This window comes from Pseudaminobacter salicylatoxidans (assembly GCF_003148475.1).
In the GTDB taxonomy this organism is placed as follows: Bacteria; Pseudomonadota; Alphaproteobacteria; order Rhizobiales; family Rhizobiaceae; genus Pseudaminobacter; species Pseudaminobacter salicylatoxidans.
On sequence record NZ_QGGG01000001.1, the window covers coordinates 384,319 to 403,133 of the forward strand.

General features: G+C 62.4%; 18 protein-coding genes and 1 riboswitch. Of the genes, 8 read left to right on the forward strand and 10 right to left on the reverse strand.

From position 1 onward, the window contains the following. Nucleotides 1-179: 179 nt before the first annotated feature. The 6 genes from C7441_RS01685 to C7441_RS01710 all read right to left on the reverse strand — a co-directional run bounded on the left by C7441_RS01685 (nt 180) and on the right by C7441_RS01710 (nt 7,087). Entirely contained in the window at nt 180-938 is a 759-nt protein-coding gene (locus C7441_RS01685; protein WP_109611426.1) for an iron ABC transporter ATP-binding protein, read from the reverse strand. Continuing rightward, nucleotides 935-1,891 (reverse strand): iron chelate uptake ABC transporter family permease subunit, encoded by a 957-nt coding sequence (locus C7441_RS01690; RefSeq protein ID WP_109611427.1) that lies wholly within the window; start codon nt 1,889-1,891, stop codon nt 935-937. The genes C7441_RS01685 and C7441_RS01690 overlap by 4 nt, the downstream gene beginning before the upstream one ends. Continuing rightward, nucleotides 1,884-2,846, reverse strand: coding sequence for an ABC transporter permease (locus C7441_RS01695; protein ID WP_109611428.1), 963 nt, complete (start codon nt 2,844-2,846; stop codon nt 1,884-1,886). The genes C7441_RS01690 and C7441_RS01695 overlap by 8 nt, the downstream gene beginning before the upstream one ends. A 93-nt stretch (nt 2,847-2,939) precedes the next feature. Further along, nucleotides 2,940-3,860, reverse strand: a complete 921-nt coding sequence (locus tag C7441_RS01700; protein ID WP_109611429.1) for a siderophore ABC transporter substrate-binding protein — start codon at nt 3,858-3,860, stop codon at nt 2,940-2,942. Nucleotides 3,861-3,914: 54 nt separating this feature from the next. Then, nucleotides 3,915-4,859 (reverse strand): alpha/beta hydrolase, encoded by a 945-nt coding sequence (locus tag C7441_RS01705; protein ID WP_109611430.1) that lies wholly within the window; start codon nt 4,857-4,859, stop codon nt 3,915-3,917. Between the two features lie 17 nt (nt 4,860-4,876). Further along, nucleotides 4,877-7,087, reverse strand: a complete 2,211-nt coding sequence (locus C7441_RS01710; protein ID WP_244916030.1) for a TonB-dependent receptor domain-containing protein — start codon at nt 7,085-7,087, stop codon at nt 4,877-4,879. Nucleotides 7,088-7,228: 141 nt separating this feature from the next. Between C7441_RS01710 and C7441_RS01715 the strand changes: the two genes are divergently transcribed. The 7 genes from C7441_RS01715 to C7441_RS01745 all read left to right on the forward strand — a co-directional run bounded on the left by C7441_RS01715 (nt 7,229) and on the right by C7441_RS01745 (nt 14,283). Continuing rightward, nucleotides 7,229-8,701, forward strand: coding sequence for a glycosyl transferase family protein (locus tag C7441_RS01715; protein ID WP_109611431.1), 1,473 nt, complete (start codon nt 7,229-7,231; stop codon nt 8,699-8,701). A 186-nt stretch (nt 8,702-8,887) separates the two neighbouring features. Continuing rightward, nucleotides 8,888-9,844 carry a tonB-system energizer ExbB gene (gene exbB, locus C7441_RS01720; RefSeq protein WP_109611432.1) on the forward strand — a complete coding sequence of 319 codons (957 nt, stop codon included), beginning with the start codon at nt 8,888-8,890 and terminating at the stop codon, nt 9,842-9,844. A gap of 11 nt (nt 9,845-9,855) precedes the next feature. Further along, the gene (gene exbD, locus C7441_RS01725) at nt 9,856-10,302 is read left to right on the forward strand and encodes a TonB system transport protein ExbD (RefSeq protein WP_109611433.1); all 447 of its coding nucleotides are present in this window, start codon (nt 9,856-9,858) and stop codon (nt 10,300-10,302) included. After that, nucleotides 10,299-11,225, forward strand: a complete 927-nt coding sequence (locus tag C7441_RS01730) for an energy transducer TonB family protein (protein WP_109611434.1) — start codon at nt 10,299-10,301, stop codon at nt 11,223-11,225. Before exbD ends, C7441_RS01730 begins: the two co-directional genes overlap by 4 nt. Before the next feature lie 93 nt (nt 11,226-11,318). Next, nucleotides 11,319-11,522, forward strand: a riboswitch (cobalamin riboswitch). A 125-nt stretch (nt 11,523-11,647) separates the two neighbouring features. Continuing rightward, nucleotides 11,648-12,895 (forward strand): aromatic ring-hydroxylating oxygenase subunit alpha, encoded by a 1,248-nt coding sequence (locus tag C7441_RS01735; RefSeq protein WP_109611435.1) that lies wholly within the window; start codon nt 11,648-11,650, stop codon nt 12,893-12,895. A 23-nt stretch (nt 12,896-12,918) separates the two neighbouring features. Continuing rightward, nucleotides 12,919-14,016, forward strand: coding sequence for an FAD-binding oxidoreductase (locus C7441_RS01740; RefSeq protein ID WP_109611436.1), 1,098 nt, complete (start codon nt 12,919-12,921; stop codon nt 14,014-14,016). A gap of 3 nt (nt 14,017-14,019) precedes the next feature. Continuing rightward, nucleotides 14,020-14,283 (forward strand): hypothetical protein, encoded by a 264-nt coding sequence (locus C7441_RS01745; protein ID WP_109611437.1) that lies wholly within the window; start codon nt 14,020-14,022, stop codon nt 14,281-14,283. Nucleotides 14,284-14,379: 96 nt separating this feature from the next. Here the strand turns inward: C7441_RS01745 and C7441_RS01750 are convergent, their stop codons facing one another. Next, the gene (locus tag C7441_RS01750; RefSeq protein ID WP_109611438.1) at nt 14,380-15,225 is read right to left on the reverse strand and encodes a fumarylacetoacetate hydrolase family protein; all 846 of its coding nucleotides are present in this window, start codon (nt 15,223-15,225) and stop codon (nt 14,380-14,382) included. Nucleotides 15,226-15,568: 343 nt separating this feature from the next. On the opposite strand from C7441_RS01750, the gene C7441_RS01755 reads away from it, so the two are divergent. Continuing rightward, complete coding sequence (locus tag C7441_RS01755) at nt 15,569-16,228, forward strand: peroxiredoxin (RefSeq protein ID WP_109611439.1); 660 nt, start codon at nt 15,569-15,571, stop codon at nt 16,226-16,228. A gap of 51 nt (nt 16,229-16,279) precedes the next feature. Here the strand turns inward: C7441_RS01755 and C7441_RS01760 are convergent, their stop codons facing one another. From C7441_RS01760 to C7441_RS01770, 3 genes are all read right to left on the reverse strand, one after another. Then, nucleotides 16,280-16,654, reverse strand: a complete 375-nt coding sequence (locus tag C7441_RS01760) for a phospholipid-binding protein (RefSeq protein WP_109611440.1) — start codon at nt 16,652-16,654, stop codon at nt 16,280-16,282. A gap of 138 nt (nt 16,655-16,792) precedes the next feature. After that, nucleotides 16,793-17,848: a quaternary amine ABC transporter ATP-binding protein gene (locus C7441_RS01765; protein WP_019172511.1), complete on the reverse strand. Its 1,056-nt coding sequence runs from the start codon at nt 17,846-17,848 to the stop codon at nt 16,793-16,795. Next, the gene (locus C7441_RS01770; RefSeq protein WP_109611441.1) at nt 17,841-18,728 is read right to left on the reverse strand and encodes an ABC transporter permease; all 888 of its coding nucleotides are present in this window, start codon (nt 18,726-18,728) and stop codon (nt 17,841-17,843) included. Before C7441_RS01770 ends, C7441_RS01765 begins: the two co-directional genes overlap by 8 nt. Nucleotides 18,729-18,815 lie beyond the last annotated feature (87 nt).

Below are 18,815 nucleotides of genomic sequence, written 5' to 3' on the forward strand. Positions count from 1 at the left end.
TTTTCGGTTTTGGACAGGCAAGCGTGAGCCCGGTTGCGAGGCGATGCATTTGCAAGGGCGCAATCGAAGGTGACATCCTCGATTGCGTCGTCGCATGGCTACAACAGAATGAATGTTTTTCGACAGCCAGGCAGCGCTGAGAAGCGCAGGGCCATTGCCGCGTTTGGCGTCAGGGCGCTTCAGAAATAATAGATGCCGATCCGGCGACCGCCGACTTCTTCCACGGCGATGTCGAGATCGTAGATGTCCTTCAGCACGTCGGGGCGAACGAGCACGTCCGGTGCGCCCTGATGCACGACCTTGCCGTCCTTCATGGCCACGATGTGGTCGGAGTAACAGGACGCGAAGTTGATGTCGTGCAGCACCAGCACCACGGTCTTGCCGAGTTCGTCCACCGCGCGGCGCAACAGCTTCATCATGGTGACGGCGTGCTTCATGTCGAGATTGTTGAGCGGCTCGTCCAGCAGCACATAGTCGGTGTCCTGGCACAGCACCATGGCCACGAAGGCGCGCTGGCGCTGGCCGCCCGACAATTCGTCGAGGAAGCGGTCGGCGAGTTTTTCAAGGCCGAGATAGGCAATCGCCTGCTCGACATGGCCCCGGTCTTCCACCGTGGGCCGCCCCTTCGAATAGGGATAACGCCCGAAGGTGACGAGGTCGCGCACGGTCAGGCGCGAGGAGACCGAATTGTCCTGCCGCAGAATGGAGAGCCGGCGCGCCAGAACGTCGCCCGGCGTGGTGGCGACGTCGAGCCCGTCGACCATCACGCGACCGCGGTCCATGGGCATCAACCGGCTGACCATGGACAGCAGCGTGGACTTGCCCGCGCCGTTCGGCCCGATGATCGACGTGATGCCGCGGGCCGGCAGGCTGAGCGACACGTCGTTCACCACCACCGCCTCGCCATAGGCTTTCGTCACCTTGCTTATCTCGATCAACGCACGGACCTCCGCAACAGCAGGACGATGAAAGTGATGCCGCCCAGGAATTCGATGATGACGCTGAGCGCGGTATTGAAGGCGAAGATGCGTTCCAGCACCATCTGGCCGGCAACGAGGCAGATGACGGCAAGCAGGATTGCAGCGGGCAGGACGACCGTGTGTTTCGACGTGCCCGTGACCTGATAGGCGAGGTTTGCCACCAGCAGGCCGAAGAAAGTCACCGGTCCGACCAGTGCGGTGGAAACCGACACCAGTATCGTGACCAGCACGAGGATGATCGTTATCGCGCGCTTGTGCGCCACGCCAAGATTGATGGCATTCTCGCGTCCCAGTGCAAGCACGTCGAACGTGTGCAGCAGCCGCCAGCCGACAGCCGTTACCGCAAGCACGGCGGCAAATGCCAGAAGCAGCAACTCGGTGTGGATGGTGTTGAAGCTCGCGAAGAAGCGGTCCTGCAGCGTAACGAATTCGTTCGGATCGATCATGCGCTGCATGAGGCCCGACAGGCTGCGGAAGAACACGCCGAAGACAATGCCCACCAGCATAAGGAGGTGAAGGCTGCGCATCTCGCCTGATAGCAGCCAGCGGTAGAGAAGGCCGGAAAACGTCACCATAACAACTACTTCGGCCAGAAACATGATGTTAGGGCCGGCGATTGCGAACTGCGCCGCTCCGAAGAAGAACACCACGACCGTCTGGATGAGCATGTAGAGCGCATCGAAGCCCATGATCGACGGAGTCAGGATGCGGTTGTTGGTGATGGTCTGGAACAGGACGGTCGATACCGCGATCGAGTAGGCGACCAGCAGCATGGCGGCGAGTTTCGCGCCGCGAAACGGCAGGATGAAGTCCCAACGCCCCCTGGCGCCCACCGTCATGAAGGCAACCATCGACGCGACCGCCAGCAGGCCGAGCAGGACAAGAACCGGAATTGCACGCGATCTAGCCAAGCTGCCTCCGTTTGCGCAGCAGCAGGTAAAGGAACAGCGCGCTGCCCACCACGCCCATGGTGGTGCCGATAGGGATTTCATACGGGTAGCGTATCAGCCGCCCGGCGATGTCGCAGGCCAGCACCAGCGCCGCGCCCAGAAGTGCCACCCATGGCAGTGAACGGCGCATATTGTCGCCCATTACCATGCTCACGACGTTGGGCACGATCAGGCCCAGAAAGGGGATCATGCCGACGGTGACGACGACGGCGGCGGTGACCAGCGACACGATGACCAGCCCGAGCCGAAGCACGGCCTTGTAGTTGAGGCCGAGATTTGTGGTGAAGTCCTCGCCCATGCCCGCAACAGTGAAACGGTGCGCTGCCGTGTAGGCGACGACCGTCAACGCAAAAGAAAGCCACAGCAGTTCGTAGCGACCACGCAACACGCCGGAGAAGTCTCCCGTCATCCAGGCGTTGAGCGATTGCAGGAGGTCGAAACGATAGGCGATGAAGGTCGTGATTGCGCTGATCACGCCGCCAAGCATGATGCCGATGAGCGGCACGATCAGGATCGAGCGCAATGGCACGGCGCGCAATATGCGCAGGAACAATGCGGTGCCGGCAAGCGCGAAGACGGAAGCGACGAGCATCTTGACGAAGACCGGCAATTCCGGAGCCAGCAGCGTGACGGCGAGAATTCCAAGACTGGCCGACTCGGCTGTTCCGGCGGTGGATGGTTCCACGAAACGATTGCGCGTCAGCATCTGCATGATCATGCCCGCGACCGCCATGGACATTCCGGCCAGCACAATCGCCAGCGTGCGCGGTATGCGGCTCACCAGCAGGAGTTGCTGCGCCTGTCCGCTGGCTTCCTGTCCGAAGAGCGTGCCGAACGAAACGTCGCCCACGCCCACGAAGACGCTGGTAAGCGCCAGGACGGCAAGCAGCAATGCGGCGGCGACGAGACCTTTCAAGGAAACAACCTGCTTTTTGGCATGAGGCGGCCGCCCTGTGGGGCAGGGCGGCCGCGGTTCTGGCTGATGGGACCGGCAGTGCCGGCCACGCCGTTACTTTGCCTTGTCGAGAGCCTGCGAAATCTGGTCCACGGTCTGGTGGAGAGCGGTGAGGCCACCATTGGCGAGGTACCAGTTGGCGCCGTCGAGATAGACCACCTGCTCGTTCTTCCAGGCATTGGTCTGGCGTACCAGATCATTGTCCAGAACCTGCTTGGCGGAAGCCCCTTCGCGGCCGATGGCTGCGTCGCGGTCGATCACGAACAGCCAGTCCGGATTGGTCTGCAGGATGAACTCGTGAGAGATCGGCTGGCCGTGGTTGCCGATGCTGAGGTCTGGAGCCGCCGGCTCGATGCCGAACACGTCGTGAAGGATGCCGAAGCGAGAGCCGGGTCCGTAGGCGCTGACCTTGCCTCCGGTGGTGAGGATGAGGAGGCCCTTGCCCTTGCCGGCCGCCTTTTCCTTCAGCGCGGCGATGTCGGCATCGAGCTTTTCGATCTCGGCCTTGGCATCCGCCTGCCTGTCGAAGATCGTGCCGATGATCTGCGCATTCTTCTCCACCGATCCCAGAATGTCCTTGGAATCGACCGTCAGATCGACGGTCGGTGCGATCTTGGCGAGTTCGGGATACTTTGCCGCCGAGCGGCCGCCGACGATGATCAGGTCGGGCTCGGCTGCGTTGACCGTCTCGTAGTCCGGCTCGAACAGCGTGCCGACCTTGGCGATGTCGTCGGCCGTATATTTCGACAGATGCGAAGGCTTGGGACCTGCCGGAACGCCCGCAGCCGCAATGCCCAGCCGGTCGAGCATGTCGAGTGCGGCGAGATCGAAAACGATCACTTTCTCCGGCTTGGCGGGAACGGCCGTTTCGCCTTGTGCATGCTTGATCGTCATGTCTTCGGCATGCGCCGGAATGGCGGCAAATCCGGCCAGGGCAACAAGTGCCGCCGAGAAAGATCTCGCTACGAGGTTCATGGTCGCCTACTCCTGTTTTATATCCGGACTTTTCTGGTCATGTTTATCGTGCTTTTACGGATTTGGGGTCCCGCTTGTCTGCGACCGAACGTCCTGATCGGCGGGCTTTTCCCCAAATAATGAGAAGCGCAATGCATCCGTCACCGTCAGGGGCACCATGCTGCCATGGCTCTCGTCGGGGAAACTCCGGAACGCGGTTGTCAGGCCGGGAATAGATTGCAACACTTCATAAACGTCACGTCCGTTGGGACCCGAACGCAGCTTTTTCAGCTTTTGGGCATTGGCGGCATCGGTTCCGGGACGCAGCGGCTTCCTGCCTGACGTCTCGATCAACAGGCGCTTGTCCGAAATGCCATCGGCGCGGTCGCGCAGGAACAGGTTCTGTTCTTCCAGTATCGCGCGGCCGTTCCACCAGATCGACGGATCGGCGGCGATATAGGTCTGGAAGGCATCGGGCCGGTTGTAGAGAACGTGAAGGGTGAAGAGACCGCCGAGCGAATGGCCGAACAATGTCTGCCGGGCCGGATTTACGGAGAAGCGGCGCTCGATTTCCGGCTTCAGTTCATCCTCGATGAAGGCGAGGAAGGCATCACGCCCGCCCGTCCTGGGCGGGCTCGCACCTTCCGCAAGCGGAATGAGTTCGGCGGGCGTGTCCGGCGTCAGGTCGAAATAGCGCAGGCTGACGATCTGTTCGCGCTCTTCGACAGGATAGCCGATGCCGACCAGCACGGCGCGCATTCCGGCGCTTTCCGACATGGTCTTTTCGGCCATGGGAAAGACCATGTTTCCGTCGATCAGATAGACGACCGGAAATCCGTCCTCGGGGGCCTCGCCTTCCGGCACGGCCGTGAAGATGCGGTAGGAAACGCCGCCGGGGGCCTCAACGTCAAAGAAAGACACGATCGATGCTCCCGGCTGTTCCGCCATGGCGCTGGTCGGCGCGGCAAATGCCACTGCGACCAGAACCAGCAAATGGCAGAAGACCCTCAACGCGCTCATGAAACCGCGTTCCCGCCTCAGAACCTGGAGGTCAGGCTGACCCAGAAGCGGCGGCCTTCCACGACGGCATTGAGTTCATCGACTTCGGCACGCTTGTCGAACATATTGTAGACGGCAGCGTTCAGCGTGACATTCTCGTTGAAATCGTAGGACGCGCCGATGTCGAACGTTGTGTAGGCGTCATATTTGCGCGCCAGCACGGTCTTGCCATCGGGCGAATAGGCGATAGGCCTGCCTGCCGTTCCAAGGCGCTGTCCGGCATTGATCTCCGAGCCATGATAGTTGGCTGCCGCCCAGGCGGTCAGCCCGTCATAGGGCGTGCGCCAGTCGGCGCGCAGATTGGCCATGTGCTCGGGCGTGCGGGCAAGCGGGAAGCCGATAAAGTCGCCGGTCTTCTGGCGCGAATGCGTATAGGTGTAGTTGCCGCGCAAGGTGATGTCGTCGGTGACTTCCCAGTCGGCGGTAAGTTCCACGCCCTGCATCACGGCGTTGTCGATATTGTAGCTGTGCCAGAGCTGATAGTAGGGGTCTTCGCTCCAGCGGGCGACGGTGCCGTCGTCATTATAGACGCGCTCGTTGGCGATCTTGTCCTTGAAATCGGTGTAGAAATAGGTGGCGCCGGCACGGAAGCCCGCGAGGCTGTCCCACAGCACGCTTGCTTCGTAGCTCGTGCTGGTCTCCGGGCGCAGATTCGGGTCGCCGATGATGACGCCGCAGGTGCCCTGCGAGGCGCAGTTACCGCCGCCGGTGGTGTAGGCGTAACCGGGCGCGATGGTGCGGATTTCCGGCGCGCGGAAGCCGGTGGAGACACCGCCCTTCAGCGTGATCTGATCGGTCGCGTGCCAGACGGCATAGCCGCGCGGGCTGAAATGCGAGCCATAGATTTCGTGGTCGTCCATGCGGATGCCGCCGGTGAGGGCGAAATCCGGGGTGATCCACCATTCGTCCTCGGCAAACAGCGCCCACTGCTTGATGTTGAACTGCTCGTCCAGGCCGGTGCGGCGTCCGGGGTTCTGGTCAGTGAGGTTTCCTTCGGAGAACTGGCCACCGGTCACCAGCGTGTGCCGGCCGAGCAGTTCGAAGGGAGTGGTGAACTTGCCGTCGATGATGGTGTTGCGGATTTCCGGCGACCGCAGGTTCTCCACGAAGCGGGATTCGTTATCGTCCCAGTTGAAATTGGTGCGCTTGGCCCATTCCTGCAGGATCGAGAATTCCGAAGTCGTCCAGCCCCAGCGGCCGGTGTGGCTCAGCGACCAGTGATCGCGGTCGTTATAATTATAGCGATCGACCGGCTTGCTGCTCTGAGTCGGCACGGGGTCGATCGTATTGCCGACGGTGGTGTTGCGACGCAGCCGTGTATGGCCGGCTTCCAATGTGATGTCATGGTCTTCGTTCGGCGTCAGCGTCAGCCGGGCGGTGATGTCGGTATCTCGCCATTCGGGCGTGCCCGCGATGAAGGAATCTTCCCCGCGCTTCAGCCCGCGGCCCCACACCTGCAGGCCAAGCAGTTCGGGAATGAAGGGGCCGCTTGCGTAAAATGCCGCCTGTCCCGAATTTCCGTAGTCGGAATGCTGCTGCAGCGTACCGTCGAGAGTGACGGAGCCGGTCCAGCGATCGGCCACCTTGCGGGTGATGATGTTGATGACGCCGCCCATTGCGTCCGAGCCATAGAGCGACGACATCGGGCCACGCACCACCTCGATGCGGTCGATGGCCGAAAGCGGCGGCAGGAAGCTCTGCTCGAACCCGGCGTTGCCGTTGGTGCGCGCGTCGCGGGTGTTCTGCCGCTTACCATCGACCAGCAGCAGGGTATAGGAGCCGGGCAGGCCGCGGATGAAGATATCCTGCTCGCCGGCGATACCCGTCACCGCGACACCCTGAATGTCGCGCAGGGCGTCGGTCAGGTCGCGATAAGAACCTTTTTCCAGTTGTTCGCGCGGCACGACGGTGATGCTCGCCGGCGCATCGGTCACGTTCTGCTCGAAGCCGGTCGCCGTGACGACGATGGTGCCGAGCGTCATGGTGCCGCTTTCGGCGGCATCGCCATCCCGCTTCTGCTGCCCGGCCGATTCTTCCGCCGACTGCGCGAAGGCCCTGGAGGGGATCGCAACAAGCGTCGAGACAAGCGCGGTGCCGACCAGGCCGGCTGACAAGAGGCGTTTCAGGCCCGTTTGAGTGCCGTGCAAACCCGTCAGCCCACCTGGCAGCAAACCAGAAATCCCGTTCATGTCAGCGTCCCGCCTTTAAACTTGAGTAACGAGGTCCTCTTATTTATGACGATAATATGAGGTCAACGGTCATGTTTCAGAATCTTTCCAAATTCAGGAAAGCGCAATCTGGAACCGTTCTAAGAAACTGGTGTTCTGCTGATGGATTCGCGTTCTGACATGACGGCATCCCGCAAGGGCGAGGGTGGGGCGGAAACGGCGCCTTCGTCGCGGCTCGGCCGAATGCGGCTGTTGGTCGCGCTGGATTGCCTGCTGGTTGAAGGAAGCGTGGGCAAGGCAGCCGCCCGGCTGGGCCTGAGCGATGCCGCCATGAGTCGTCTGCTGAGCCAGGCACGGGCGCTTTATGCCGACCAGCTTTTCATCCGCTCGGGCCGCCGCCTGGTGCCGACGCCCAGGGCGGAAGCCCTGCGCAAGCGTTTGCGCGCGCTCGCGGCGGAAGCCGATGCCCTTGTGGAAGGCACCGAAACGCCGGTTGCGCAGGATCACGCCGCCGCAGAGAGCTGGCGCCGCGCGCCGATCATCGAGGCCCCGCCATTGGCCATGCGACCGGCATTCGCACTCGACGACCAGCCTTCGCCCGAGGCGCTCGCGCAGCAGATCGCCAGGATCCATGAGGAAAACGATCCTCGCCGGCGCGTGGCTAAATACATCGCCACCATCGGGCGCAAGCTGGGCAATTCGCGCCCGCTGACCATAGTGGAGGCCGAGGACGCATTCGCGGCCGTTCTGCATGGTGGGGCAGACCCCGCCCAGATAGGCGCGCTGCTGCGGCTGATTAGCTACCGTGGCGAAACCGCGCCGGAGATAGCGGGCCTGACGCTGGCGGCACGCGGCCGCGCGCTCACGTCTTTCGGGTCCACTGCGCGGGTGGCCGACCTCGATTGGCCGGCCTATCTGTCGCCGCGTTCCCTGCGCACGCCGTGGTTTCTTCAGGCTGCCTGTCTGGTCGCCAGGGCGGGCTATCGCGTGGTGCTGCACGGAAGTTATGCAAGCGGGGCGAGCGGCAAGCTCGAATATGCCGCCGATGCGCTGGGCATTCCGATCTGCCTTTCGGTCGCCGAGGCGCATGTGGCGCTGGACAGGGCGAGCATCGCCTATCTTCCGCTCGCTGCGATCTCACCGCAGATGCAGGGGCTGCTTTCCCTTTATCCGTTATTCGAATCGCGCTCGCCCGCCAACAGCGCCGTGCATCTGCTCAACCCGCTGGCGGCACGCGCCTCGTTTCTGGGTGTGACCCAGCCTGCCTATCGCGAACTGCATCGCGATGCCGCCGCGCTGCTTGGCTGGAAAGATCTCACCGTCATCGGCAGCAGCCGGGACGTGGCCGAATGGATTCCGTATCGCTCCATCAGCATCCACCGCCTTGTTGGAGGCGAGGCGAGGGACCAGCGCCTTCAGGCACTGGAAGAGCCGCGCGCGGAACAGCGGATCGGCTTGACCTCGTTCGAATACTGGCACGCGGTCTGGCAGGGAACGGCGCATGACGAGCGTGCCACGCGCATCGTGCTGGCAACGGCCGCGCTCGCGCTGATGACCATTGAAAGGACGGGAGAAGACGGGTTTTCCTCAACTTATCGCAAGGCGGAGATGCTGTGGAACGCGCGCATGAAGTGACGCGAGGGTTGGAGCCACAGCAGGGGAGCGTATCAGAAGGAATAGATAAGGTATTGTTTCGTAACAATTATTAATAGTTGTTCAGAAAATATTTCAAAACGGTTGTGCGGAGTCCGCTTGCCATGGCACCATAATATGACTATTACGCTCCACAAATAATCGACCGTGCACGGCAAAGGACGGACCATGCTGAAGAAACGGATTGCGGCCATGATGCTGATGGCGGGCTCGGTGTTGGCTGCCCCCGGCATTGGTCATGCTCAGGAGCAGACGGCCCCGCAGGCGCCTGCTGCCCAAGCACCGGCCATGCCGCAGGAGCTTTCCGCCCCTGCCGGGCAACAGCCCATGACTGCGACGCCGACCGACATCATGCCCCCCGACGCGCCGTCCACGCCGAATGACAACCGGCCGGTGGCACAGCAAGCCCCATCGGCGCTCGAACTGCCGCACAATCTTTCGCCATGGGGCATGTTCATGGGCGCTGACATCGTGGTGAAGGCCGTGATGATCGGCCTGGCCTTCGCTTCACTCGTCACCTGGACGGTGTGGCTTGCCAAGTCGCTGGAACTGGCGGCAGCGCGCCATAGGGCGCGACGCGCGCTTCACGTCATCAGCAAGGCGCGCACCCTTGCCGACGCCGGTCGCGCATTGGAGGCCAGGCACGATACCGGCGCAGCCCTCGTCCATGCCGCCCGGCAGGAGGTCGAACTCACCCAGGCCGCGCTCGACCATGCCGGCGGCGACGGCCTGAAGGAACGTGTCGGCTCGCGCCTGTCGCGCATCGAGGCCATGGCGGGGCGGCGCATGTCGCGCGGCACCGGTGTGCTCGCCACCATCGGTTCCACCGCGCCCTTCGTCGGTCTGTTCGGCACGGTCTGGGGCATCATGAATTCCTTCATCGGAATCTCCGAGGCGCAGACCACCAACCTTGCGGTCGTCGCGCCCGGCATCGCCGAGGCGTTGCTGGCGACCGCCCTCGGCCTGGTCGCGGCCATTCCGGCAGTCGTCATCTACAACGTCTTCGCCCGTGCGATCACCGGCTATCGCCAGCTTCTCGCCGACGCCTCGGCAGGCGTGGAGCGTCTCGTCAGCCGCGACCTCGACTTTCGCTCGGTGCGCCCCAGAGCCGTAGCCGCCGAATAGGGAGCAGGATCATGGCCGCCCGAATCCGCGACAGCGCCGGCGACGAGCTGGAAGAAAGCCACGAGATCAATGTGACGCCGTTCATCGACGTCATGCTCGTCCTGCTCATCATCTTCATGGTGGCGGCGCCGCTGGCCACCGTGGACATCAATGTCGACCTGCCGGCTTCGACCGCTGCCGCGGCACCCCGCCCGGACAAGCCGGTCTATCTTACGCTGAAGGAAGACCTGTCGCTGGCGCTGGGCAATGAGGCAGTGCCGCGTCAGACCTTTGGCGCCGTACTGGACCAGCAGACGGGCGGCGACAAGGAAACGCGCATCTTCCTGCGCGCCGACAAGGTGGTCGGCTATGGCGAACTGATGGAAGTGATGAACCTGCTGCGCGCGTCCGGCTATCTCAAGATCGCACTGGTCGGAATTGAAACCGTGCCTGCCGGGGAGGCACCACAACCGCAATGAGCGTGGCCGCCGAGCATCCTGGCTTCGACGCTCACAGCGCACTTCCCTCGAAGCGGGAAGTGGCAGGCTGGGCGACGGCGGCGCTGGTCGTGCTGACACTCCATGCAGTGGTCGCGGCCGCTTTCCAATACATGCAGAATGACGCGCCGACCGGCCCGCAGGAGGCGGCGATGGTGGTCGAGCTTGCGCCATTGCCTTTCGTCGCGCCGAGCGAAGTGGAAAGCGACGTCATACCGGAAGAGGTTTCGCCCGAGATTTCGGACGCCGTCGATGGCATCGAAACCATCAGCGAGGAAACCGAGACCGCCACGATTGAACAAGACACGGTCGACCCGATCGAGGAAACGCCGGCAGAGCAGGCGGAGCCCGTCGTCGACGAGGTCAGCGAGGCCGAGCCTGAAGTCGCCGAGCCCGCGATCACAGAGCCGGAAGTGGCGGAAGCCGTCACGCCGGAGGTGGCCGTGCCGCTGCCTACGCCGCGTCCGAGGGAAAATCCCAAGCCGGCAGAGCCCAGGACGGCTGAGAAGCCGCAACCGGTCAGGAAGGTGGCAAAGGCAAAGCCGGCCGAAAAGATCGCCGACAAGCAGGTGGAGCGCCAGGCGAAAGCGGCTACCGCGCCGGCGCCTTCCACGGCTGCCGCCCCATCCGTCAGCCCGGCGCGCTGGCAGGCGAAGGTTCTGGCCTGGATCAACAGGCACAAGCCGCGTTCCGCACGTGGTCGCGGCACCGTTCAGGTCAGTTTCTCGATCGGTCCGTCCGGGGATGTCCTGTCTGCAAAGGTGCAGCGTTCATCCGGTGATTCCGATTTGGATCGGGCCGCGATCGACATGGTGATGCGCTCTTCACCCGTTCCGGCACCCCCGCCGGAAATCGCCAGGGCGCGCATGAACCTGTCTCTGCCCGTGCAGTTCAGCATACGCTGACGTAAAATCGACCTTACATCCGCAATCCGTGGCCTGTCGTCTTTGCGCTTCGGCGATGTCGCATTCATGCGGGCGCAGCACCGCATTCGATGATTAGATCGGGACACTTCAGGTGCCGGTGTCGTGAAGGCGACACTGGAGAATTGGGAAGCCGGTGAAAGTCCGGCGCTGCCCCCGCAACGGTGGTGGAGTGTGTCATGGTGGGAGACCACTGGGCGAAAGCCCGGGAAGGTATCCGTGACGGTTCTGCAGAACCAGCTCCTTAGCCCGGAAACCAGCCTGAAGTCGTTTTAACCCCGACTGATCGCGGTGGGCGGTCAAGTGGCGGATTCTTGCGCGGAAAGCCCCTGCGGGCCGATTGCGCAACCATCCACCTCTGAAATCACCACCAGTTCAGTCCTTGTGCGATGCGAGGACAGGACATGGATGCACGCGCCGACATGCTGAGGCGGATCAGAAGCCGCCGTGAGGGCTTCAGCCTCGAACAGCCCTTCTATATCGACCCCGACTATTTCAAGCTGGATCTGGAACTGATCTGGTATCGTGACTGGCTCTTCATCGGCCACGATTGCGAACTGCCCAGGATCGGCAGCTACATGACCGTGCAGATCGGGGATTACCCGGTGGTCATCGTGCGCGACCAGAAGGGCGATATACGCGCCTTCCACAATTCCTGCCGCCATCGCGGCAGCCGCGTCTGCACCGCTCACAAGGGCACGGCTGCCAAGCTGGTGTGCCCCTATCACCAGTGGACCTATGAACTCGACGGCCGCCTCCTGTTCGCACGTCAGGTGTGCGACGATTTCGACGCCAGCCAGTTCGGGCTGAAGCCCGTGGCTTGCGAGAGCGTAGGCGGCTACATCTTCATCTGCCTGGCCGACCAGCCGGCCGACTTCACGCCGATGCGGGCAATGATCGAACCTTACCTTGCGCCACACCGGCTGACGGAGGCCAAGGTCGCCTTCGAAAGCACCATCATTGAAAAGGGCAACTGGAAGCTGGTGTGGGAAAACAACCGCGAGTGCTACCACTGCGCGGGCAACCATCCCGAACTCTGCAAGACTTTCCCCGAGGCACCGACCATCACCGGCGTCAATGGCGCGGAGAGCGACCCGGAAATGGTGGCGCATTGGGAAAAGTGCGAGGCTTCCGGCCTGCCGAGCAAGTTCCGCATCGACCCCGCCGGCCAGTACCGGGCCACGCGCGCGCCGCTGTTGCGCGATGCCGTCAGCTACACCATGACGGGCAGGCAGGCGGTGAAGCGCAACCTTTCCGACAGCGTGTCCACTGAGCGCATCGGCTCGCTGCTGCTCTATCATTATCCGACGACGTGGAACCACGTTCTGGGCGACCATGCGGTAACGTTCCGCGTGCTGCCCATCAGCGCCACCGAAACGGCCGTCACCACCAAATGGCTGGTCCACAAGGATGCGGTGGAAGGGGTCGACTACGATCTCGCCGAACTTACCCATGTGTGGACCGAGACCAACGATCAGGACCGCCGCATCGTCGAGGAGAATGCCTTCGGCATCAAGTCGCCGGCCTATGAACCCGGTCCTTATTCCGAGGTGCATGAGGGCGGCGTGATCCAGTTCGTCGAATGGTATTGCAACTTCATCGAGCCGCGTCTTGCCACCGGTGATCAGCCGGCGCTGCGCAGCGTCGCCTGAGGCGGGAGAAGACCATGAACGCCATGACTTCAATCGGTCTCTACCGGCATCTCGATGAGATGGCGCCCTGGAACGACAGGCTGCAGGTGCTGGAATGCATCGGCGTAACGGACGAGGCGCCTCAGGTGAAGACCTTCACCTTCCGCTCTGACAACCAGACCTGGTTCCGCTACCAGCCGGGTCAGTTCGTCACGCTGGAATTGCCGGCAGGCACAGAGCCGGTACTGCGCACCTATACGCTCTCGTCCAGCCCCTCACGGCCATTTTCCATTGCGGTGACGGTCAAGGCGCAGGCCGACAGCATCGGGACGCGCTGGATGTTCGATCACCTGCGGCCGGGCATGCATGTCAAAGCCTATGGTCCGGCCGGCGATTTTTCGCTGCACAACCACCCTGCGGCGAAATATCTGTTCATCTCGGCGGGGTCGGGCATCACGCCGATGATGTCGATGACCCGCTGGCTGAACGATTTTGCGCCGCAGACCGACATTGCCTTCGTCAACTGCGCGCGGCGGCCGGAGGAGATCATCTTCCGCAAGGAACTGGAACTGCTCGGCAACCAGATGCCGGGCCTCTCGCTCGGCTTCCTGGTCGAGGAACGGTCGAGCCGCGAAAGCTGGTTCGGCCATATGGGGCGCATCGACGCCGTGCGCCTGCCACTGCTTTCGCCCGATTTCCGCGAGCGCGAGATATTCTGTTGCGGGCCGGAGCCCTTCATGTGCGCCGTACGCCAGTTGCTGGAAACGGCCGGCTTCGACATGGCGCACTATCATCAGGAAAGCTTTGGTGCGCCACCGGTGGAGCCGGTGTCCTTCGCCGACAACTTGCCGGGCGAGGCGGGAGTGGATGGACCCGTCGAAGCAACGCCTATCCGCTTCTCGCTTTCCGAAGTCGATGCCGAATGCGTTGCAGGCCAGACTGTCCTGCAGACCGCGCGCGCGGCCGGCGTGCGCATTCCGGCTGCCTGCGAATTCGGCCTGTGCGGCACCTGCAAGGTGAAAAAAATCTTCGGTGAGGTTGAGATGAACCACAATGGAGGCATTCTCGATCATGAGATCGCCGACGGTTTTGTGCTGGCCTGCTGCTCACGTCCGCTTTCGGCTCTCGAGATAGAGGCCTGACGCATGGGATCGCAAAGATTGCCCGGCGTCGCGCTGCGCGGGAACATGCATTGGGGGCCGGCCGAGGCAGGCGGAGAACCACAGCCGGAGGACATACTCATGGCATGGCTGCTGTGGCTGCCGCACGATGCCGATGTCGCAAAGGCGGCCGCGGATGAGGTCGCCCGCATAGACCTTCGGCATCCTATTCCGGAAGGCGCGGCGCGCCTGCGCGAACTGCTGCTTCAGCTTGTCGAAAGGCCGCTTTCGAACTTCGGAAGGGCATGAAACCAGAGTCCGATGGCGCTTACGCGTATCGCCCTCAGACTCTGTCTTCATTGGTGATCTTTCCGAAAAGCGGTCCTCGCTTTTCGGAAACGTACCCTATGCATCGTGCCTGACGCTCTGGCGCTGGATGCCGAGACCTTCGATGCCGAGTTCGACGACGTCGCCGGCCTTCAGATAGCGCGGCGGCTTCATGCCCATGCCGACGCCCGGAGGCGTGCCGGTGGAGATGATGTCGCCCGGATGCAGGCTCATGAATCGGCTGAGGTAGGACACCAGATATCTGACGCCATAGACCATGGTCCTGGTCGAGCCGTCCTGCACCCTCTGGCCGTTCACCGTCAGCCACATGGAAAGGTTCTGCGGGTCGGCGACCTCGTCCTTGGTCACCAGCCACGGGCCGATGGGGCCGAAGCTGTCGCAGCTCTTGCCCTTGGTCCACTGGCCCGAGTGCTCGGTCTGGAAAGCGCGCTCGGAAACATCGTTGATAGTGCAGTAGCCGGCGACATAGTCCAGCGCCTCGTCTTCCGGGACATATTTGGCGTGGCGCCCAATAACGACGCCGAGTTCGACCTCCCAGTCGGTCTTCCCGGAGCCGCGCGGAATCAGCAGGTCGTCGTCCGGGCCGACAATGGCCGAGGTCGCCTTCATGAAAATGATCGGCTCGGGCGGCACGGTGGCGCCGGTTTCGGCGGCGTGGTCGGAATAATTGAGGCCGATGCAGATGAATTTTCCCGTACCGGCGATGCAGGGGCCGAGGCGCTGCTTGCCATGGACCTGCGGCAGCGTGGAGGGATCGACATGCGACAACCGTTCAAGTGCGGCAGGGTCCAGCGTGTCGCCCGACAGGTCCGCAATGTTCTGCGAGAGGTCGCGGATATTCCCCTCCGCGTCGATCAGGCCCGGCCGTTCGCGACCGGCTTCGCCATAGCGCAACAGTTTCACAGCAAATCTCCTTCACACGATGCCATGCGAGTATAGCCGTCCGTGCGGGCGTTATATCGTCCAGCCGCCGTCGATCGCATGAGCCTGCGCAGCCTTTCCCATCGGTCAGCCTCCACACTTCTTTTGCAGCAGGGTTTTACGAATGGATGAAACACGCAGGCCGAAACGATACCGCGCGGCGCAGGCAAAGGGAATGAATGGCACGCCCACCGAGTTGGAAAGGATGATTTTTCGTCGCAGCTGCCCAAATATGCAAAACGAGGGCGTGATAAGGCCTTCGGTGCCGATGCCGATTGCGCTATCATCTGTGCCTGATTTTCAATGACCAACAGGGAGTAATGCAATGGGCCTTCGTATCAACGATATTGCACCGGATTTCACCGCCGAAACCACCCAGGGCACGATCCATTTTCATGACTGGATCGGCGATGGTTATGCGGTCCTTTTCTCGCATCCGAAGAATTTCACGCCGGTCTGCACCACCGAACTCGGCGCCATGGCCGGCCTCGCGGATGAATTTGCCAGGCGCAATGCCAAGATCATCGGCATTTCCGTCGATCCGGTCGAAAGCCATGTCAAATGGAAGGAAGATATCCGCGCCGCGACCGGCCATGCGGTTGACTATCCGCTGATCGGCGACAAGGACCTGAAGGTCGCCAAGCTCTACGACATGCTGCCGGCGGAAGCGGGCGACAGTTCCGAAGGCCGTACGCCGGCCGACAACGCCACCGTGCGCTCGGTCTTCATCATCGGGCCCGACAAGCGGGTGAAGCTGACGCTGACCTATCCGATGACAACAGGACGCAACTTCGACGAAATCCTGCGCGCGCTCGATTCCATCCAGCTCACCGCCAAGCATCAGGTGGCGACGCCAGCCGACTGGAAGCAGGGCGAGGATGTCATCATCACCGGCGCGGTTTCCGACGAGGACGCCATCAAGCGCTTCGGCGCGTTCGACCGTATCCTGCCCTATCTGCGCAAGACCAGGCAGCCGCACGCCTGAGCACAACGGAGTTGATGGGGCTCCGAAGGCGGAGCCCCTTATCGACCGGGATTATTGCGGAAACGTCCGCTCGGCCCTGGCCGTGGCTAGAACCTGGTTCTTCGCGTCCACCGCCTTGACGGTGAATACATAGGTGTGCGTGCCATAAGGTGGGCACGGCCCCTTGTAACGGAAGGCGCCGTAGGGCAGTTCGTCCTGCCCCTCATAGGTTACGTCACCGCCGCCATGGTTGAATTTCGGGGCATCGTTGTCGCGCATGCGGAACTCCAGATGCTTCGTTCCCTCGGGAACGCCTGAAATCTGGAACGGTGGCGAATTGGCGTCGAAGCATTTCCGCGTCGGGCCCCACTCGAAGCTGACGCGCATTTCGGCGTGGGCAATACCGGTAAGACCGACGATAATCGGGACTGCCAACAAAAATCGCATGGTCGTGCCCTTCGTCTCGCTGTCGCTCGTGGCACCGCAACAGGTAATATGAGGAGGGGCAGCGCGCAGGCAACCGTGGCGGTATATTTCAACGCCTGAATTGAACAGGCCGGGCAGCAACCGCTGCCCGGCACGATGTCATTCGCTGGTGGCCGGCGTCACCATGGCCGAGATGATGCGCTGCAGGTCCAGCCTGCCGATCGCCCGCCCGTCGCCATTGACCACCGAAAGCTCGTTCTGGCCGGCTCTGGTCAGCATGGTCACCGCCTCGTCGAGCGTGGTTTCGGCATGTGCCCGGATTTCGATGGGCCGTGCATCCGGCTCCACCGGCTCCATGATCGCGTCGAGCCGGATCACGCGCCCGCGGTTCACCTCCTTGACGAAATTGGCGATGTAGCCGTCGGCCGGGTTCAGCACGATGTCCTGCGCGGTGCCCTGCTGGATCACCTCGCCGTCGCGCAATATCGCCACCCGGTCGCCGAGGCGCAGCGCCTCGTCGAGATCGTGGGTGATGAAGACGATGGTCTTCCTTATCTCCTTCTGGAGATCCAGAAGCACCGTCTGCATGTCCATGCGGATGAGCGGATCGAGTGCCGAAAACGCTTCGTCCATCAGCAGGATCGGCGCGTCATTGGTGAGCGCGCGGGCAAGGCCGACGCGCTGCTGCATGCCGCCCGAAAGCTGGTTCGGATAGCTTTTTTCGAACCCGCGCAGGCCCACACGCTCGATCCAGCGCATCGCCGCCTCGACCTGGCGCGCGCGCGACACGCCCTGCACCTCCAGCCCGTAGACGGTGTTTTCCAGCACGTTGCGATGCGGCAGCAGCGCGAATTTCTGGAACACCATCGCCGTCTTGCGGCGGCGGAACTCGCGCAGTTCGCGCGGGTTCATCTTCACCACATCGGCGCCGCCGACGATGACCTCTCCGGCGGTCGGGTCGATCAGCCGGTTGATGTGGCGGATCAGCGTCGACTTGCCGGAGCCCGACAGGCCCATGATGACGAAGATGCCGCCACTCGGCATGTCGATGTTGATGTCCTTCAAGCCCAGCACATGACCGTGCTTCTCGTTCAGCTCAGCCTTGGTCATGCCCTTCTCGACCATGTCCACATAGCTTGCGGCGTTGTGGCCGAAGATCTTGTAAAGGTTGCGGATCCGGATGCCGTTTTCGGCGTTCGCCTGCGCCTCAGCCATGGATGACCTCCAGATGCCTTTGCAGTCGCTTGCCATAAGCCTGGCTGACGCGGTCGAAGATGATGGCGATGCCGACGATGGCCAGGCCGTTGAACATGCCGAGCGTGAAATACTGATTGGCGATAGCCTTCAGCACAGGCTGCCCGAGACCCTGCACGCCGATCATGGAGGCGATCACCACCATGGCCAGCGCCATCATGATGGTCTGGTTGATGCCGGCCATGATGGTGGGCAGCGCCAGCGGCATCTGCACGTTCTTCAACTTCTGCCAGCTCGACGAGCCGAAGGCGTCGGCGGCCTCAAGCACGTCCCGATCCACCTGGCGGATGCCGAGATTGGTAAGGCGGATCATCGGCGGAATGGCATAGATGACCACCGCGATCAGCCCCGGCACCTTGCCGATGCCCAGCAGCATGACCACCGGAATAAGATAGACGAAGCTCGGCATCGTCTGCATCACGTCGAGGATCGGGTTGATGAGGCTTTGCAGACGGTTGGAACGCGACATGGCAATGCCGATGGGGATGCCGATGACGATCGACAGAACGGTGCAGACGAAGATCATCGAAATCGTCTTCATCGTGTCGTCCCACATGTCGAAGAAGCCGATGAGGAGCAACGTGACGACGGAACTGAGAACGATCTTCCAGTTGCGGCTGGCGATCCAGGCGATCGCCGCGATCAACACAAGGATGATCGGCCAGGGCGTATTGGTCATGAACCGTTCGGACTGGATGAGAAAATACTGCAACGGCTGGAAGAAAGCCTCGATGCTGTCGCCATAGGCGCGGGTGAAGGTGCGGAATCCTTCATCGATGCTTTTCTTGAGCACGCGCAGCGTGTCGTCGTTCATATGCGGAAATCTTGTCAGCCAATCCATCGATTCCCCTTTCCCATGAGGCGGATCGTGTGTGTTTTTGTTGGGCGTAAGCGAAACGCATCGGCGGCGCACCTCAACGGCACGCCG

Coding starts and splice junctions, on each gene's coding strand:
- C7441_RS01755 (WP_109611439.1), top strand. CDS start 15,569: ATGGGCCTTCGTATCAACGATATTGCACCGGATTTCACCGCCGAAACC.
- C7441_RS01700 (WP_109611429.1), bottom strand. CDS start 3,860: ATGAACCTCGTAGCGAGATCTTTCTCGGCGGCACTTGTTGCCCTGGCC.
- C7441_RS01735 (WP_109611435.1), top strand. CDS start 11,648: ATGGATGCACGCGCCGACATGCTGAGGCGGATCAGAAGCCGCCGTGAG.
- C7441_RS01765 (WP_019172511.1), bottom strand. CDS start 17,848: ATGGCTGAGGCGCAGGCGAACGCCGAAAACGGCATCCGGATCCGCAAC.
- C7441_RS01730 (WP_109611434.1), top strand. CDS start 10,299: ATGAGCGTGGCCGCCGAGCATCCTGGCTTCGACGCTCACAGCGCACTT.
- exbB (WP_109611432.1), top strand. CDS start 8,888: ATGCTGAAGAAACGGATTGCGGCCATGATGCTGATGGCGGGCTCGGTG.
- C7441_RS01705 (WP_109611430.1), bottom strand. CDS start 4,859: ATGAGCGCGTTGAGGGTCTTCTGCCATTTGCTGGTTCTGGTCGCAGTG.
- C7441_RS01715 (WP_109611431.1), top strand. CDS start 7,229: ATGGATTCGCGTTCTGACATGACGGCATCCCGCAAGGGCGAGGGTGGG.
- C7441_RS01740 (WP_109611436.1), top strand. CDS start 12,919: ATGACTTCAATCGGTCTCTACCGGCATCTCGATGAGATGGCGCCCTGG.
- C7441_RS01745 (WP_109611437.1), top strand. CDS start 14,020: ATGGGATCGCAAAGATTGCCCGGCGTCGCGCTGCGCGGGAACATGCAT.
- C7441_RS01770 (WP_109611441.1), bottom strand. CDS start 18,728: ATGGATTGGCTGACAAGATTTCCGCATATGAACGACGACACGCTGCGC.
- exbD (WP_109611433.1), top strand. CDS start 9,856: ATGGCCGCCCGAATCCGCGACAGCGCCGGCGACGAGCTGGAAGAAAGC.
- C7441_RS01760 (WP_109611440.1), bottom strand. CDS start 16,654: ATGCGATTTTTGTTGGCAGTCCCGATTATCGTCGGTCTTACCGGTATT.
- C7441_RS01710 (WP_244916030.1), bottom strand. CDS start 7,087: ATGAACGGGATTTCTGGTTTGCTGCCAGGTGGGCTGACGGGTTTGCAC.